15 protein-coding genes are annotated in these 16486 nt (G+C 63.9%); 5 read left to right on the top strand and 10 right to left on the bottom strand.

Going from position 1 to position 16486, the window contains the following annotated elements:
- Complete coding sequence (locus tag YU9_RS0124415) at positions 1–1326, top strand: MATE family efflux transporter (RefSeq protein ID WP_027575163.1); 1326 nt, start codon at positions 1–3, stop codon at positions 1324–1326.
- A 247-nt stretch (positions 1327–1573) separates the two neighbouring features.
- On the opposite strand, the gene YU9_RS0124410 is transcribed toward YU9_RS0124415, so the two are convergent.
- Positions 1574–2671, bottom strand: coding sequence for a quinone-dependent dihydroorotate dehydrogenase (locus tag YU9_RS0124410; protein WP_027575162.1), 1098 nt, complete (start codon positions 2669–2671; stop codon positions 1574–1576).
- Positions 2668–3012: a DUF952 domain-containing protein gene (locus YU9_RS0124405; protein ID WP_027575161.1), complete on the bottom strand. Its 345-nt coding sequence runs from the start codon at positions 3010–3012 to the stop codon at positions 2668–2670. Before YU9_RS0124405 ends, YU9_RS0124410 begins: the two co-directional genes overlap by 4 nt.
- 294 nt (positions 3013–3306) lie before the next feature.
- Between YU9_RS0124405 and YU9_RS0124400 the strand changes: the two genes are divergently transcribed.
- Both YU9_RS0124400 and YU9_RS0124395 read left to right on the top strand, forming a co-directional pair.
- Entirely contained in the window at positions 3307–3963 is a 657-nt protein-coding gene (locus tag YU9_RS0124400) for a helix-turn-helix transcriptional regulator (RefSeq protein ID WP_027575160.1), read from the top strand.
- A gap of 154 nt (positions 3964–4117) precedes the next feature.
- Positions 4118–4870, top strand: a complete 753-nt coding sequence (locus tag YU9_RS0124395) for a carbonic anhydrase (RefSeq protein ID WP_027575159.1) — start codon at positions 4118–4120, stop codon at positions 4868–4870.
- Positions 4871–4987: 117 nt separating this feature from the next.
- Here YU9_RS0124395 and YU9_RS0124390 read toward each other — a convergent pair whose 3' ends face one another.
- The 5 genes from YU9_RS0124390 to YU9_RS0124370 all read right to left on the bottom strand — a co-directional run bounded on the left by YU9_RS0124390 (position 4988) and on the right by YU9_RS0124370 (position 9396).
- Entirely contained in the window at positions 4988–6631 is a 1644-nt protein-coding gene (locus YU9_RS0124390) for a lysine--tRNA ligase (RefSeq protein WP_027575158.1), read from the bottom strand.
- Positions 6632–6814: 183 nt separating this feature from the next.
- Positions 6815–7747, bottom strand: a complete 933-nt coding sequence (locus YU9_RS0124385) for a transporter substrate-binding domain-containing protein (protein ID WP_027575157.1) — start codon at positions 7745–7747, stop codon at positions 6815–6817.
- Between the two features lie 208 nt (positions 7748–7955).
- Positions 7956–8546, bottom strand: a complete 591-nt coding sequence (locus tag YU9_RS0124380) for an SCO family protein (protein ID WP_027575156.1) — start codon at positions 8544–8546, stop codon at positions 7956–7958.
- A 23-nt stretch (positions 8547–8569) separates the two neighbouring features.
- A complete protein-coding gene (locus tag YU9_RS50810) occupies positions 8570–8695 on the bottom strand; it encodes a hypothetical protein (RefSeq protein ID WP_256375920.1) in 126 nt (41 codons plus the stop codon).
- Between the two features lie 179 nt (positions 8696–8874).
- On the bottom strand, positions 8875–9396 hold the full coding sequence (locus YU9_RS0124370; RefSeq protein ID WP_027575154.1) for a hypothetical protein: 522 nt from the start codon (positions 9394–9396) through the stop codon (positions 8875–8877).
- 265 nt (positions 9397–9661) lie between these two features.
- Here YU9_RS0124370 and YU9_RS0124365 point away from each other — a divergent pair, with 265 nt between their 5' ends.
- A complete protein-coding gene (locus tag YU9_RS0124365) occupies positions 9662–11320 on the top strand; it encodes an FAD-binding dehydrogenase (RefSeq protein WP_027575153.1) in 1659 nt (552 codons plus the stop codon).
- A 36-nt stretch (positions 11321–11356) separates the two neighbouring features.
- On the opposite strand, the gene YU9_RS0124360 is transcribed toward YU9_RS0124365, so the two are convergent.
- From YU9_RS0124360 to YU9_RS0124350, 3 genes are all read right to left on the bottom strand, one after another.
- Complete coding sequence (locus YU9_RS0124360) at positions 11357–11662, bottom strand: hypothetical protein (RefSeq protein ID WP_027575152.1); 306 nt, start codon at positions 11660–11662, stop codon at positions 11357–11359.
- A gap of 43 nt (positions 11663–11705) precedes the next feature.
- Entirely contained in the window at positions 11706–13814 is a 2109-nt protein-coding gene (locus YU9_RS0124355; RefSeq protein ID WP_027575151.1) for a methyl-accepting chemotaxis protein, read from the bottom strand.
- 514 nt (positions 13815–14328) lie between these two features.
- A complete protein-coding gene (locus YU9_RS0124350; RefSeq protein ID WP_027575150.1) occupies positions 14329–15333 on the bottom strand; it encodes a PAS domain-containing protein in 1005 nt (334 codons plus the stop codon).
- 193 nt (positions 15334–15526) lie between these two features.
- Between YU9_RS0124350 and YU9_RS0124345 the strand changes: the two genes are divergently transcribed.
- On the top strand, positions 15527–16447 hold the full coding sequence (locus YU9_RS0124345; protein ID WP_371259193.1) for a PHB depolymerase family esterase: 921 nt from the start codon (positions 15527–15529) through the stop codon (positions 16445–16447).
- The last annotated feature ends 39 nt before the right edge of the window (positions 16448–16486 follow it).

Below are 16486 nucleotides of genomic sequence, written 5' to 3'. Positions count from 1 at the left end.
ATGCACGCACCGGTTCATCCCAGGATCGGCTCCCGCCAGGTGTTCGCCATCGCGGGACCGGCGATGGTCGCGAATCTGACCACGCCGCTGATCGGCGTGGTCTCGACCACCGCGATCGGACGGCTCGACGATGCCGCGCTGCTCGGCGGCGTCGCGATGGCCTCCGTCATCTTCGACTGCCTGTTCTGGCTGTTCGGTTTCCTGCGCATGAGCACGCTCGCCTTCACCGCACAGGCGCTAGGCGCCGGCGAGACGCGCGAGCAGACCGCGATCCTGGTGCGCGGCTTCATCGTTGCCGGCTTGATCGGCACCGCGCTGATCGCGCTACAACTGCCGCTGACTGGCGTGCTGTTCGATCTGATGGGCGGCAGCGAAGGCGTGACGCGTGCGGCGAAGGCTTACTTCATGATCCGGATCTGGTCATCGCCATTCGCCTTCGCCAATTACGTCGTGCTCGGCTGGCTGGTCGGGCAGGCCCGCGCCAATCCGGCGCTCGCGCTCCAGGTTGTCATCAACCTCATCAACATGGTGGCAACGATCCTGCTGGTGCTGGTCTACGACACCGGCATCGCCGGCGCGGCCATCGCCGCGCTGCTGTCGGAGGTGACAGGCTTCGTGCTGGGCGTGATCGTCTGCCGCCGCTATGCGGCCGGCGGCTTCAAGGTGCCCCGCGCGACGCTGTTCGATCGCGCCAAGCTGATGCGGCTCTTGGCGGTGAATTCCGACATCATGATCCGTACCGCGGCGCTGATCGCCGTGTTCCTGTTCTTCACCGCCAAGGGGGCGCGCGCCGGCGACGTCACACTGGCGGCGAACTCCGTGCTCAACAATTTCCTCCTGGTCAGCGCTTTCTTCCTCGACGGCCTCGCCAACGCGGCCCAGCAGCTCTGCGGCCGCACCTTTGGCGCACGCGACGCCAAGGGATTTGCGGATTCGACCAAGCTGGTGCTGCTCTGGGGTCTCGGCTTCGCGCTGGTCGTCGCCGTGCTGTTCGCGCTGTTCGGCCCCAACCTGATCAATGTCATGACGGCCAGTGAGGACGTTCGCCGCGCCGCGCGCGACTTCCTGCCGTTCATCGTGCTCGCGCCGATCCCCGGCGTGTTCGCCTTCGGCTTCGACGGCATCTATGTCGGTGCGACCTGGGCGCGCGAGATGCGCAATCTGATGCTGTTATCGCTGGCAATCTTTTTCGGCATTTGGCTGGGGCTGCAATCGTTCGGCAATGCCGGACTGTGGTGCGCGCTGATCGCGTTCTACCTGGCGCGCGGCGGCTTGCAGGGGGCAAGGTATCCGGCGCTGTACCGGACGACGTTTTCGAAACCGTAGACGAACCGTAGCCCGGATGGAGCGCAGCGTAATCCGGGGCCTTCGTGCACGCCGATAGTTTCCCGGATTGCGCCGCGCTCCATCCGGGCTACGAAGTCTCTCCAATGACGAACGTGTCCCGGACGCGGCGCAGCACGGCAGTGATGCGACGCAGAGCCGGGACCCAGCAGCAGGCGCACGGGCCCCGGTTCAGCAGCGCATCACGCCGAAGTGGCGCGCCGCGCTGCGCCCGGGGCACGAGACTTAGCTACATCCCGGGCCAGTCTTCCGCCGTGAGCGCCGCCGCATCCGCGCCGACGATCTCGGACAGCGAATCCCGGCCCGTTCGCAGCAGCGTCGAGGTGAGGTCGCGCTTGATCTCGTCGACGAGGCCGAGACCCTTGTACACCAGCGACGAATAGAGCTGGATCAGGCTGGCGCCGGCGCGGATCTTCGTCAGTGCGGCGCCGCCCGAGTCGACGCCGCCGACGCCGATCAGCGGGAACGCACCCTCGACGCGCACATAGGTTTCCGCGACCATGCGCGTCGACAGACGGAACAGCGGCCGGCCGGACAGGCCACCTTGCTCCTTCGCCCGCATCTGCTCACGCAACGTGCTCGGCCGCGCGATCGTGGTGTTCGACACGATCATGCCGTCGACGCGGCGCGAGCGCGCGACCTGCACGACGTCGTCGAGCTGGGCGAGGCTCAAATCCGGCGCGATCTTGAGCAGCACCGGCGTGTCGCCGGCCTTCTGACGCATCCGCTCGCGGGCGTCGATCACGCGTGCGAGGAGATCGTCGAGCAGCGCGCCTTCCTGCAAATTGCGCAGGCCCGGCGTGTTCGGCGAGGAGACGTTGACAGTGAAATAGCTCGCCACAGGCGCAAAGGTCTCGATCAGCTTGACGTAGTCGGCGACGCGGTCCGGCGAATCCTTGTTGGCGCCGACATTGACCCCGACGATGCCGCCGTGCTGCGCGCGCGCGGCAAGCCGGCGCAGAGCTGCCTCCGCGCCGTCATTGTTGAAGCCCATGCGGTTGATGATGGCCTCGTCGCGCTCGAGCCGGAACAATCGCGGCCGCGGATTGCCTTCTTGCGGCTTCGGCGTCACCGAGCCGATCTCGACAAAGCCGAATCCGAGCCGCAGCAGCGCGTCCGGCACCTCGGCGCTCTTGTCGAAGCCTGCGGCCATGCCGATCGGATTGGGAAAGTTCAGCCCGAAGGCGCGCACCGCGAGCTTGGGATCATCGGCACGCGGCTTGACCGGCGGCAGGAAGCGCAGGCCCTGGATCGCGAGGCGATGCGCGTCTTCGGGATCGAGCCAGCGCAGCACCGGCAGCGAAAAGGTGTCGAACGCGCGGATCACGGCAACAGCTCCGGAACCTCGTGACTACCGTCGGCGCGCATGTTGAGGTTGATCACCGCGATCACCGCGCCGAGATCGAGCTCGCCGTAGAGATGCGGAAACAGCTCGTCATTGCGCGAGCGTTCCCAGCGCAATTCGCTGCCGAGCACGTCGCCATCGACCTCGACCAGGAATAGCGCCCGCTGCCCGACATAGTGCTTGCGCAAGGTCTCGGGAACCTGGGCGGCGGTCGAGAAATGGATGAAACCGTCGCGCGCATCGTCCGCGCTGCCGCGGTAGACACCCTGCCGTTCCGCCTCGCGCCAGGCCGAGGCCGGACAGATTTTGTAGATCTTGACCACCGCTTACGCAGCCTTGTTTGTTCTTTGAGTCTTTTGGGTTTTTTCGTCTCTCGCGGGTCCTCAAAACCCGGGCGCGACCGTAAAGGCCGTCCCTTCCGAACTCAAGACCTAGAGCCTTTTCCGTTCCGATGAAATCGGAACGAGGCTCCAGATTCCTGTTTTGACGCGTTTTCTGACCGCGAACCGATACTCACTTCGCTTGAAAACGCTTTGCGCCGCCGCCCCTTGCGCAAAAAACGGAAAACCGGTTGATTTGAGGACAGTTTTCCTGAGTTGCGACGGGCTGGACCTTCCATGGTCAGACAGGCCAAAGCGCAGAGGATGCTGACTCACTGCCAGATCTGGGCCGCGCTGGATCGGCTGGCGGCGCGCGCCGGATTGTCGCCATCCGGCCTCGCCAAGCGTGCCGGGCTCGATCCCACCACCTTCAACAGGTCCAAGCGCGTCACCGCCGACGGCCGCGAGCGCTGGCCCTCGACCGAATCGATCGCAAAGGCGCTGGCCGCGGCCGACACCTCGATCGACAGCTTTGCGAAGTTGATTGACGACGACGGCGTGCGCGACGGCCGTTCGGTGCCGCTGCTCGGCTTCGCGCAGGCCGGAACGAGCGGCGCTTTCGACGAGGCCGGCCTTCCATCCGGCAGGGGCTGGACCGAAATCGCGCTTCCCACCTCTGAGGACCGCCACACGTTTGCGCTGGAGATTTCCGGCGACGCGCTTGCGCCTATCTATCGTGACGGCGACATCGTCCTGGTCTCACCCGGCGCGCCGATCCGCAAGGGCGATCGCGTGGTGGTCAGGAGCAAAGCGGGCGAGATGACGGTCGCAACACTGAAGCGCCGTACTGCGAAGGCACTGGAGCTGCAGTCGCTCGATGCATCGCAGGCCGGGCACATGATGGCGGCAGGTGAGGTGGCGTGGATTGCGCGGATCGTGTGGACGAGTCAGTGACCGCCCCCGACCGACCTTGCGACTGGATGTCGTGATTTGGCGAGGCCGCATTCCTGCGGGCCGTCTTTCATTCCGATCGCCATTGCGACTCACCGCCCCTCTCACATAGGTTGCGGCCGATACTCCCGGTCCAGCTTTATCTTAGGGGAATACGATGAATCGCCGTCACGCATTGAAGGCCCTCGCGGGTCTCGCGCTTTGTCCGCTCTGCAAGCCGGCCTTCGCCGCCGAAGGCACGCATTGGAGTTACGAGGGCGCCGGCGGCCCGGCCAAATGGGGCGATCTCGACGCGGCCAACAGGGCCTGCACGGTCGGCCTGCAACAATCGCCGATCGACATCGAGGCGACGATCAAGTCGCAATTGCCGGTTCTGAAGCTGAACTGGGGCAAGAGCGCCGACACCATCGTCAACAACGGGCATACGATCCAGCTCAACTTTGCCGAAGGCAGCACGCTCACGCTCGGCGACGTCAAGTACAAGCTGCTTCAGGTGCATTTCCATCGGCCGAGCGAGCACATGATCGGCGGCAAGAATTTTCCGATGGAGGCGCATTTCGTCCATCGCAACGAGGCCGGCGGGCTCGCCGTGGTCGGCGTGCTGATGACCGAGGGCAGGCCGAACGCGGCCTTCGGCAAGATCGTCAAGACCATGCCGGCAGCGGAAGGCCCCGCGGTGAAGGCCGATCCGAGCATCGATCCGCTCGCCATGCTGCCAACGAAGCTCAGCTATTACCGCTACCCCGGCTCGCTGACGACGCCGCCCTGCTCGGAAACGGTCGAATGGCTGCTGCTCACCACCCCGATCCAGGTGTCGGCCACCGATATCGCCGCGTTCGCAAAGCTCTATCCGATGAACGCGCGCCCGGTGCAGAAGGACAACAGGCGTTACGTGCTGCGGTCGATCTGAGCGGGAGCAAACGATCGTAGCCCGGATGGAGCGAAGCGTAATCCGGGACCGGTCGTGCCTCTCGCGAAGACCCCGGATTTCGCTTCCGCTCCATCCGGGCTATATGTCTTTGCGGGGTTACGCTGATCGCGCCAGCGCGCCGTCGATCATGTTGACCGCGTTCTGCACGCCGTAGACCGCGACGAAGGAGCCGAAGCGCGGGCCCTTCTCCTGGCCGAGCAGGACCTGGTAGAGCATGTTGAACCAGTCCAGCGTCACGCCGGGGCGGCCGTCCTTGCCCTTCTTGACCTGGTCGAGGAACGGCTCGCGGCGGCCGATCTCGTAGACGACGTTCTGGATGTCCTCGGCCGAGGCGTCCTGCGGAAGCTGCGACAGCGCATCGCGCAGATCCTGGAGCGCCGCACGCTCGCTGTCTGTCGGCACGCGGAACTGCTTCGTCGGCGCGACGAAGTCGCGGTAGTAGTTGATGGCGTAGCCGACCATCGCATCCAGCTTCGGATGCGTCTGCGGGCTCACGCCGGGGCGATAGCGGCCGATGAAACCCCACAGCGTCTCGGCGTTTTCCGCGTTCGACGACGACACCAGCGTCAGCAGCAGCTGGAACGTGACCGGCATGTCGCCCTGCGGCGGCTTGCCGTTGTGGATGTGCCAGACCGGATTGCCGAGCTGCTGCTTGCCATCCTGCTTCGGAAAGCCATCGATGAATTGCTGGTAGTCGTCGACGTTGCGCGGGATGACGTCGAAATACAGCCGCTTCGCCGCCTTCGGCTCGCGATACATGAACAGCGACAGCGATTCCGGCGAGGCGTAGCGCAGCCATTCGTCGATGGTCAGGCCGTTGCCCTTCGACTTCGAAATCTTCTGGCCCTTCTCGTCGAGGAAGAGCTCGTAATTGAAGCCCTCGGGCGGCGTGCCGCCGAGCGCCTTCGCGATGGCGCCGGAGAGCTTCACCGAATCGATCAGATCCTTGCCAGCCATCTCGTAATCGACGCCGAGCGCGACCCAGCGCATCGCCCAATCGGCCTTCCACTGGCACTTGACGTTCCCGCCGGTGACTGATGTCTCGACTTCCTGGTTGGTATCGGGATCGACATAGGTCACCGTGCCCGCAGCGACATCGCGGCGGATCATCGGCACCTGCAGCACGACACCCGTGGTCTTGCTGATAGGGAGGAACGGCGAGTAGGTGGCGCGACGATCGGGGCCGAGCGTCGGCAGGATGATCGCCATGATCTTGTCGTAGGCGGCGAGCATCTTGAGCAGCGTCGCATCGAAGCGGCCGGACGTGTAGTAGTCGGTCGAGCTCGCGAACTCGTAGTCGAAGCCGAAATGATCGAGAAAGGCGCGCAGCCGCGCATTGTTGTGGTGGCCGAACGACGGGTACTCGTTGGAGAACGGATCCGGCACCCGCGTCAGCGGCTTGCCGAGATGCTCCGCCAGCATCTCCTTGTTGGGGACGTTATCGGGCACTTTCCGAAACCCGTCCATGTCATCGGAGAAAGCGAGCAGGCGCGTCTTGATCTTGTCCTCGGTCAGCACGCGGAAGGCATGGCGCACCATCGAGGTGCGCGCGACCTCGCCGAACGTGCCGATATGCGGCAGGCCTGACGGCCCGTACCCGGTCTCGAACAGCACCTCGTCCTTCGGGCTTTTCTTCAGCCGCGCGACAATGGCCTTCGCCTGCTCGAACGGCCAGGCGTTGGATTGTTCGGCGAGCGCACGCAGGTCGCTCGGGTTCGCGGCAAGATCGATAACGGACATCAGGGGCCTCCGGGCCGCGGAAAATAGCGATTTCCGGGCAGAATGCAATTTTGTGGGCGGTGTAGCCTCTCGCACCGTCATTGCGAGCGGAGCGAAGCAATCCAGAATCTTTCCGCGGAAACAGTCTGGATTGCTTCGTCGCAAGGGCTCCTCGCAATGACGGCGGAGAGATCTGCGAAGAAACTAAAACGGACTCACCGAGAAATACCGCAGCCACAGATCGGTATAGCGGCCTTTCTCCCAGACGCGGAACATTGCCCAGTTCAGGGCCTGGCGCAGCACGTCGTTGCCCTTGCGCACGGCGATGCCGATGCCTTCGCCGAAGAAGCGGCTCTCGACGAAGGGACCGCCGGAGAAAGCGCAGCAATCGCCGGAATCAGTGCCGTTGATCCAGAACGCCAGCGAGATGGCGTCGCCGAAGATGAAGTCGACCTCGCCCCTGCGCAAAGCTGCGCGCATCGCATCGTCACTGGGATAGGCATGCAGCTCGGCGTCGGTGAACATCGCCTTGAGATAGGCCTCATGCGCGGAGCCGGCGATGACGCCGACCTTCTTGCCCTCGAGATATTCGGGCCGGATCTCCGGCATCACTGCATCCTTGCGCGAGACGAAACGCGCCGGCACCCGGTAATAGGGATCGGTGAAATCGACGCGGGCGCGCAGCTGCGGGCTCACCGCCATCGAGGCGATGATGGCATCGCCCCGGTTGGAGGTGAGCGCGTCGACCAGCGTCTCGAAGCGGCGCATCTGCACCGTGCAGGTGACCTTGATCTCCTCGCACAGGCTGCGTGCAAGATCGACGTTGAAGCCGGCCGGATTGCCGTCCGCGCCGGTGAAGTTGAACGGCGGATAGTCGGTCTCGGTCAGGAAGCGGATCACGGTCAGGCGCGACAGGTCCGGCCGCTCCGGTCGCCGGCGCGGGTCCCAGAAGCCGGGCACGGCTTGCGGGGCGGCCTGGGGTGCGGCCTGAGGCGTGGTCTGTGGCGCTGCCGGAGGCCGCTTGGCGGGCGTCTGGGCCTCGGCGGAGGGGCTCGCGAGCAGGTACGCGGCCGCGGCCAACCCCATCAGCAAGCCACGGGCAGATTTGAACGATTTCGCCTGTTGCGATGAAGCCATCGGCCGGAAATGAATGAATTTCGTTGGGATCGGACGGCGTTATAGACCATCCGGCCGGGAACGCGAGCGCGGAATGTGGGCTCACGGTCGTCATGCCCGGGCTTGTCCCGGGCATCCACGGACTTTCTCGCCCAGCCTAAGAACGTAGATGGCCGGGACAAGCCCGGCCATGACGGTGTGGTATGCAGTGCGCCCGAGAATCGAGACCTCAGAGATACCGCTTCAGCTCAGCCGCCGCCTCTTCAGGCGTGCGCTTCAGGTTGAACGGCGAGACGAATCTTCCCTCGCGATCCATCAGATAGACCAGCGCGGTGTGGTCCATGGTGTAGTCGCCGTCCTTCGTCGGGACCTTCTTGGCATAGACCCGGTAGGAGGTGATGACCTTGGCGGTCTCGGCAGGATCGCCGGACAGGCCTTCGAGGTGCGGATCGAAGCTCGACAGGTAGTCCTTCATCGCTGCCGGCGTATCGCGCTCGGGATCGACCGAGATGAAGACGGCATTGACCCTGTCGGCATCCTTGCCCATCGCGCGCAGCACTTCCGAGATCTCGAACAGCGAGGTTGGGCAGACGTCGGGGCAATGGGTGTAGCCGAAGAATATCAGGGTCGGCTTGCCCTTGAGGCTCTTGTCCGTGACGGCTTTGCCGTTCTGGTCGGTCAGCTGGAACGGGCCGCCGATCGCGGCCGGCTGCGCCACCTTGCTGACCCCACCCATGGCCCAGAACATGATCAGGAGCCCGACAATGAGGCTTGCAGCGAAGGCAGTCGCGATCACCAGCGGACGGGCGGCGGGGCTCATGGGCGGAAACTTCCTGTCGCAGATCAGAAGCAGGCGGCAAAGCCGGTCCTGATCATTTCGAAGAACACCTGGCTGCCATAGTGGAACCAGAGCGCCAGCGCGCCGATCACGACGAGACTGGCGGTTGTCGCGCCAGCCCAGAGCAGCACGGATGACATCCGGCCGGCAGTGGGCGAATTGTCCGATAGCCGATGCGCTGGATGCAGTGGTTGAGCCATGACAACGACCGGGACGAAGGCCCCGGTTCCCTGACTCTCAGATAGGCCTTGCGCCGCCTGCGGGCAAGACGCCGCCGGCGGCGCAAAAGACGCCGTCAGGGCTGAGAATATCAGTGGAGAAGCTGGCCCCGAGCGGATTCGAGTTGCTCCGCTTGCGGGAGCGATCGGCGCGACGGCCTGGCCGTCGAGGCCTGCGCGTCCAGGTAGCAGGGCTTGTACATGGCCTCGAGCTGCTTGCCCCTCAGGAAGAGCATGCGCGGGGTAAGCCCGCCCCGCTGGCCGATCCAGCGCCTCACCTGCGAGGGATACATCGCATAGAGCATCTGGGTTGCTTCAGGATTGGTGACGGCGCGGCCGTTGGCGCCGAAATCCCAGGCGGCGTGGAAGCCGAGCGTCGCATGCGAGGTCACGCAGATCCGATCGTGTGGGATGGCGCCGAGGACGATGGTGCAGGCCGAGGCACAAAGGCCGTCGATGATGACGGTCTCGCCCGATTGCCTGAGGTCCTGGTATCTGTCGACGTAGGTTCCAATCCGGCCGCCGCGGTCATCGGCGATCCGAACCACCGCGTGAGAAGCCCCCATGCCCGCGATCAAGAGAACCGCCGCAAGCAACCCCGTCAGAAACTTCATTGTCCCCCGCCCCAGTCGAATTCGAATCTGCGTGTCAGGTGGTGATGCGCGACTAGCGTCTGTCGTAACCAAGGTTTTGTCTAGGCAGACCGGCTGGCACGAAACAAAATCAAGTCCAGTGTTGCGTCCGCGCTGCACTCCGCCTGTCTCTATCTCAAAGTGGAACAAGTTAATGAGGTCTTACGCCCCATACCCTTGATCTCAGTTACAACCGCTGGCTTCAATCCGGGCAATTACAGGGGGGAACTCATGGAGGGGGAGACGCATGGCTGAAGAAACGGACGTCATTGTGGTCGGCGCGGGACTCTCGGGCCTTGTTGCCGCCACCGAGATCGCCGACGCGGGCAAGCGCGTGATCGTCGTGGACCAGGAAGGCGAGCAGTCGCTCGGCGGCCAGGCGTTCTGGTCGTTCGGCGGATTGTTCCTGGTCGATTCGCCGGAGCAGCGCCGGCTCGGCATCAAGGACTCCCACGAGCTCGCGATGCAGGACTGGCTCGGCACCGCCGGCTTCGACCGCGACGAGGATTTCTGGCCGCGCCAATGGGCCGAGGCCTATGTGGCGTTCGCGGCGGGCGAGAAGCGTGGCTGGCTGCGCGCGATGGGCCACCGCATCTTCCCGGTGGTCGGCTGGGCCGAGCGCGGCGGCTACGACGCGATGGGCCACGGCAATTCGGTACCGCGCTTTCACGTCACCTGGGGAACCGGGCCGGGCATCGTCGAGCCGTTCGAGCGCCGCGCGCGCGAGGCGATGAAGACTGGCCGATTGATCTTCAAGTTCCGCCATCGCGTCGATGCGCTCTCCGTGACCAATGGCTCCGTGGATGGCGTCAGCGGCGCGATCCTCGCCCCTGACACGATCGAGCGCGGCAAGAGTTCCTCGCGCAACGTCGTCGGCGAGTTCGCGCTGAAGGCGCAGGCCGTGATCGTCGCCTCCGGCGGTATCGGCGGCAACCACGAGCTGGTGCGGCAGAACTGGCCGGAGCGGTTAGGTGAGCCGCCGAAATTCATGATCTCGGGCGTGCCCGAGCACGTCGACGGCCGCATGATCGGCATCACTGAAAAGACGGGCGCGCGGCTGATCAACCGCGACCGCATGTGGCATTATGTCGAAGGCATTCAGAACTGGTCGCCGATCTGGCCGCTCCACGGCATCCGCATCCTGCCGGGTCCCTCGTCGATGTGGTTCGACGCGACCGGTACAAGATTGCCGGCGCCGCTGTTCCCGGGCTCCGACACGCTCGGCCAGCTCAAATACATCATGTCGACGGGCTATGATTATTCCTGGTTCATCCTGACCCAGAGCATCATCAAGAAGGAATTTGCGCTGTCGGGCTCGGAGCAGAACCCCGACCTGACCGGCAAGAGCTGGCGCATGACCTTGCGCCGCGCCACCAACAAGGGCGCGCCAGCGCCGGTGGAGGCGTTCAAAAGCCATGGTGTCGACTTCATCGTACGGGACAAGCTCGAGGACCTTGTTGCGGCCATGAACAAGCTCGCCGGCAGCGATCTGCTCAAGCTCGAGCACATCAAAATGCAGATCGAGGCGCGCGACCGCGAGATCGCCAATCCTTACGTCAAGGATGCGCAGGTCATGAACATCCACAATGCGCGCCGCTACATCGGCGACAGACTGATCCGCACTGCCTCTCCGCACCGCATCCTGGATCCCGCGCATGGGCCGCTGATCGCGGTGAAGCTCAACATCCTCACCCGCAAGACGCTGGGCGGCTTCGAGACCGATCTCGACTCCCGCGTGTTTGGGGAAGAGGGCAGCGTCATTCCTGGTCTCTACGCCGTCGGCGAAGCGGCCGGCTTTGGTGGCGGCGGCGTGCATGGCTATCGCTCGCTGGAGGGCACCTTTCTTGGCGGCTGCCTGTTCTCCGGGCGCAATGCCGGCCGCTCCGCAGCGAAGGCGGTGGGGTGACCGACGAGGCTGGTCGGTGCACGGCGCGCACCGGCCTCAGCCGCGGCGAAGCATCTCCTGCAACAGGCGTTCGGTCAGCGAGAGCTGATCGAGCCGCAGAGACAAGAGCTCGTTCAGCTCGGCCATGTGGGCTCGAAGTCGCTCGGCCTCGACCGGTCTGTCATCGAGATTTCGGAAAAGGTCGCCGAGCGCCCTGAGACATTGCTGCATCGTCACGATGCCTTGCCGCAGCGAGTCGCAGTCTCTCATGGTGCTGGCGACCAGGCTGGTTTGGCGAAGCGGCAACGCGATGACGTTATCGAGCGCGCCCGCTAGCGCTTCTTGCGTGTTTCGATCGGCCATCGCGTTCCCTCATGCATCATGGCAGGGTACTCGTCTCTTCGGGTCAGGCGGCGCGAACCGTGGTCAGGAACTGCTCGACCTCGGAGTGCAATCGCGCGCTGTCCCTCGACAGCATTTGCGCAGAGGCAAGCACCTGGGTCGAAGCCGAACCAGTCTCCGCTGCCCCGTGCTTCACATCGCTGATGTTGGCTGCGACCTGGTCGGTGCCTTGCGCCGCCTGCTGGATATTGCGGGCAATCTCCTGCGTCGCCGCTCCCTGCTCTTCGACTGCCGATGCGATGGCCGAAGAAATCTCGGAGATCCTGCCGATTGTTCCGCTGATCTCCTTGATCGCGACCACCGACTCCTGGGTGGCGGCTTGAATGTCGGCGATCTGATGGCCGATCTCTCCGGTCGCCTTCGCTGTCTGTTCGGCCAGCGCCTTGACCTCCGATGCAACCACAGCAAAGCCGCGCCCCGCTTCGCCGGCTCGCGCCGCTTCGATCGTGGCGTTCAGAGCGAGCAGATTGGTCTGCCCCGCGATCGTGTTGATGAGTTCGACGACGTCGCCGATGCGGGTGGCCGCCTGCGACAGCTTGTTGACCCGATCATTGGTCCTCTGCGCCTGCTCCACCGCGGCGCCGGCAATTCTGGCGGCGTCCTGCACCTGGCGGCTGATTTCGGTCACTGACGAGCTCATCTCTTCGGTGGCGGAGGCAACCGATTGAACGTTGGTCGAGGCTTCCTCGGAAGCGGCAGAGACGACGCTCGACAGCTCCTGGGTGTTTTCCGCTGTCTTGCTCAGGGTCCGGGCCGCCGCTTCGAGCTCCGTCGCCGAGGACGACAGCGTCTTCACGATGTCGCCGACCGCGTCCTCGAACTGACCCGCGAGCCTGTGCATGTCGGCCTTGCGCTGAGCGGCCGCGCGAGCCTCCATTTGTGCCTGCTCGGCACGCAGACGGTCGGCCTCGATCATGTTGTCCTTGAACACCTGGACCGCATTGGCCATCTCGCCGACCTCGTCGGTGCGGCCCACGCAGGGAACGTTCGTGGAGGTGTCGCCGCCGGCGAGCTTGCCCATGGCAAGGGTCATCCCCCGGATCGGCGCGGCGATCGAGCGGGACGTGAACAATGCGATTGTCCCGCCAAGGCCGACTCCCGCTGCCAACAGCGTCCACAAGATGAGCTTCAGCAGCGAGATGCTCTCCTGCACGCCCAGCGTCTCCATGGCGAGCATCCGCTTCTGATTGGACTTGATGCCTCCCGAGCGGGTGCCGTCGACGCCCTTGGGTCCGTCGAGCAGGTCGAGAATCCTTGCGGCGCGCGGGGCGGCTTCGGTCACCAGCAGATGAACCGGCGCGTTCCAGTCCGGGGACTCGCGAAGCGCGAAGATCCTTTCATAGAGGGGCGCGAACTCGCTTTTTGCCTTCGCGATCTTATCGAAGGACGCCTGTTGCGAGGCAATGAGCAGGTCCTTTCGTGCATTGACTCCGGCATAGCCTTTCTCAAAGGCCTCCCATGGCCTCACGAATTTTTCCTTGTCGGTCTTTTCGCCCGAGAGCAGATACATCCGGAGCTGGGCCGTGGCAGCGGCAAAATTGCCCCGCGTATCGGCCATAGCCTTGAGCAATTTCTTCCGTTCCGGCGTCGCTTCCTGTGCCTCCTCCTGATCGATCATCTTCGTGATCTCGGAGAAGATCACGTCTGCGCGCGGGCCGGCCTCGCTGACCATGAGCTTGGTCGCGGGGTAGGCATCAGGAGTGAAAGCGATCGCTTCGGCCTTGTCCTGCGCCGCGCGAAATTCGGCGAGCAACAGCTTGGCTTGCTCCCACTTCTGCCTGTTCTCGGGATTGGTGAACTGCGCCGCTTGCTCGTCGAATGCGGCTACTGTCCTATCCATCTCCTTCCACATCGACGCGCGATCGAGCTTGCCTTGCGGATTCCCACTCAGCAAATAGCCGCGTAAGGTGGCGAGCGTGGAATAGAGATTACCGATCAGCTCGGTGCTCGCCAGCGCGACTGGCGTGCGCAGGTTCGTCATGCGATTGACCGTCGTTGAAATGCGCCCGACCTCGAGCATCGTGTACCCGACGGAAAGCGCGATGATGGCGCAAACTGCAGCAAATCCTGCGATCAACCGGCCACCGATACGAAAATTGAAATAGGAAGACATTGGCAAATACTCCGCAGCTATGGCCGCTTTGGCCTAAGACGTCGCATGAAAATCCCCGCGTGGACGATGCCGCAGACCGATACGATCGTTTGACATGACCAGATCGGGCGATACCCCACTATTCCGATCGCGGCAGCATTGGCGCACCCGGCTGGCAAATGATCCCAGACAGATCGAGGCGTGAGCCGTTTGAGCAATCCCGAGGACGATGCAGCGCCCGTACCCTGCTACTACCGCCAGTTTTACGTCCCTCCGACCCTGACTTTGACGTGTGCGGTCAAGGTGACCAAAATTGCTTATCGCGACATTAAGAAAAATTTGTTCGCGAGGGTCGCTCAACGCGCAAAAATTGAGCGCTGCTTGGTGCTGCCGGAATCAGAGGCGACGCCTGTCACGATTTTTTGTCTCTCAATCGGCAGAGCGCTGCGCCAACACCAAAACTGGTGAAAAGCGGGCTCGATCTCACCTCGATCTCCGCAAAAATCGATGGCGGTCGCGATTTGCTGCTTGACGATTATCTTGGCCTCACGCCGGGTTTTCCGGCTCCGAAGATGAACTCGATGCCCGCAGACGAGAGTGTGGCGCAAAGAGTCCTCAATGTCTCGTCGGGCAGGCGCAGGAGACCATTCTGCTCCTCAAGCCGGCGAATCACGGCAGCAGAAATCCCGGTGCGTGCGGCGAGCTGTTTCACCGACCAGTTCAGCATGCCGCGGGCCGCGCGCAATTGCGCGCCCGTCAACCTCGACGTCGAGACCTGTTCGGTCGAGAGCCGCTCCTCGTGCACGTCCGTGGAGATTCCCAACCACTCCCGAATACTGCCATCCGCGTCCGGGACCGGCACAGCCCTGCAATGGTACCAGCGGTAGGAGCCGTCGGACTGGCGCAGTCGATGCTCGACATCGTAGGGCTGTCCCGTTTCGGCGGCAGCCGCCCAGATCCGCAAGGCCGTTTCGCGCTCCTCTTCGGGAAGCAGATCGAGCCAGCCTTTGCCGAAGAACCGGTGCGCGTCCGGCTTGTTCTCCGCGTTCAAGAGCGAGGTAATCCGGCCGTCCTGGCTGCCGACCCACAGCAGTCCGCCTGCGACTTGCGTGAGCGCCGCGTAGCGACCCGCATCTGTCTTGAGAGGCTGCAGCGATCTGCGTTGTTCGGTGATGTCGACGACGACGCCGACCACGCATTCCGGCTCGCCGGCGGAGTTCAGAAAAGTCTCGGACTGGATACGGAGCCAGCGCAGTGCACGGTTCGGCCGGATGATGCGAAACTCGCCGTCGAGCAAAGACCGGTCGAACGCGAATCCGCGTGGATCGCGCTGCGGGCGGCGATCCTCCGGATGAATTCGTCTCTCGATTTCCGCATAGCTGGGCGCGACGGCATTGGGATCGAGGCCCAGCAGGCCGTAGAAGCCACGCGACCACTGCATCCGGCCTTCAGCATCGCAGCGCCAGACGCCCGCCCCAAATTTTTCTTCAAAAAGACGAAGTATCTCCGAAGGGTCGAGGTAGTTTTCCAGGTGGCGCAATTCAGCCCCCCGTCGTGAAAATTAGGTCTCAACTATTAATTGCAGTCTATCTCACTTCGCTCGATTGCTGCAGAATATTTGTGCCATCAGACGGTATATACATGCGGTCGAAGGTCGCGCCGAGATCTTGAACTTGGTTACGTGCGTCGAACCCGGCTAAACGCCATCGATGATACCGATCATGGCCTGGATGATGCGACCCGCCTTGCACGTTGCCCTGTTCTGGTTGGCGGTGATCTGCTGCTTCTCTCCTGCATGGGCCGACACTGTCGATGTTAACGGCGTGAAGCGCTCCTACATCGCGCAATTGCCGGCGAAAAAGCCCGCACCGCTGGTGATCGTGCTGCATGGCAAGACGCAACGTGGCGCCGACATGGTCGCGCGGACGGCGTGGCCGCAGCTTGCCAGGCGCGAGGGTCTGGCCGTTGTCTTTCCTGATGGCCTCAACCACGCCTGGGCCGATGCGAGGACCAAGGCGGGACCCGCGCTGCGAGGCCCGCCGCCGGGCACCGACGACGTCGCCTTCATCGGCAAGCTGGTCGAGAAACTGGTGGCGAACGGCACGGCCGACCCTCGCCGCGTCTATGTCGCCGGGATCTCCAATGGCGGCGCCATGGCGATGACACTCCTCTGCGCCCGCGCCGATCTGTTTGCCGCCGGTGCGAGCGTGATCATGAATCTCACCGACGAGGCCGCCGTCACCTGTCATCCATCGCGGCCGGTGCCGATGCTGCTCATGAACGGTACCGCCGACCCGCTGGTCCCCTACGAGGGCGGGCGCGGATCGAGCTATTTCGCCGCAGACGGATTCTGGTCGACCGACGAGACGCTGGCGTTCTGGCGCAGGCTCAATGGCTGCGAGACCGATGACGCCGGGGTGACCGACATGCCCGACAGGGCGCCCGCAGACCAGTCCACAGTGACACGGATCAGCTCGCGCTGTCCGACTGGGCACGACGTCGTGCTCTATCGCATCAACCATGGCGGCCACCGCATGCCCGGCTTCGCTCCGGATGCCCGCTTCCCGAAGGTTGCCAGGAGCATGCTTGGATCGCAAAACGGCGACATCGACGGCGCCGAAACGATCTGGACGTTTTTCAGTCAGTTTGAGTGAACAACGCATGCATTGCTGGGCAACGCATGCGTGCCAGGC

Origin of the sequence: Bradyrhizobium sp. WSM1743 (assembly GCF_000473065.1) — a bacterium.
GTDB lineage: Bacteria > Pseudomonadota > Alphaproteobacteria > Rhizobiales > Xanthobacteraceae > Bradyrhizobium.
Note: the sequence above shows the minus strand (reverse complement) of the source record. Positions and strands in the feature narration are given on the sequence as shown.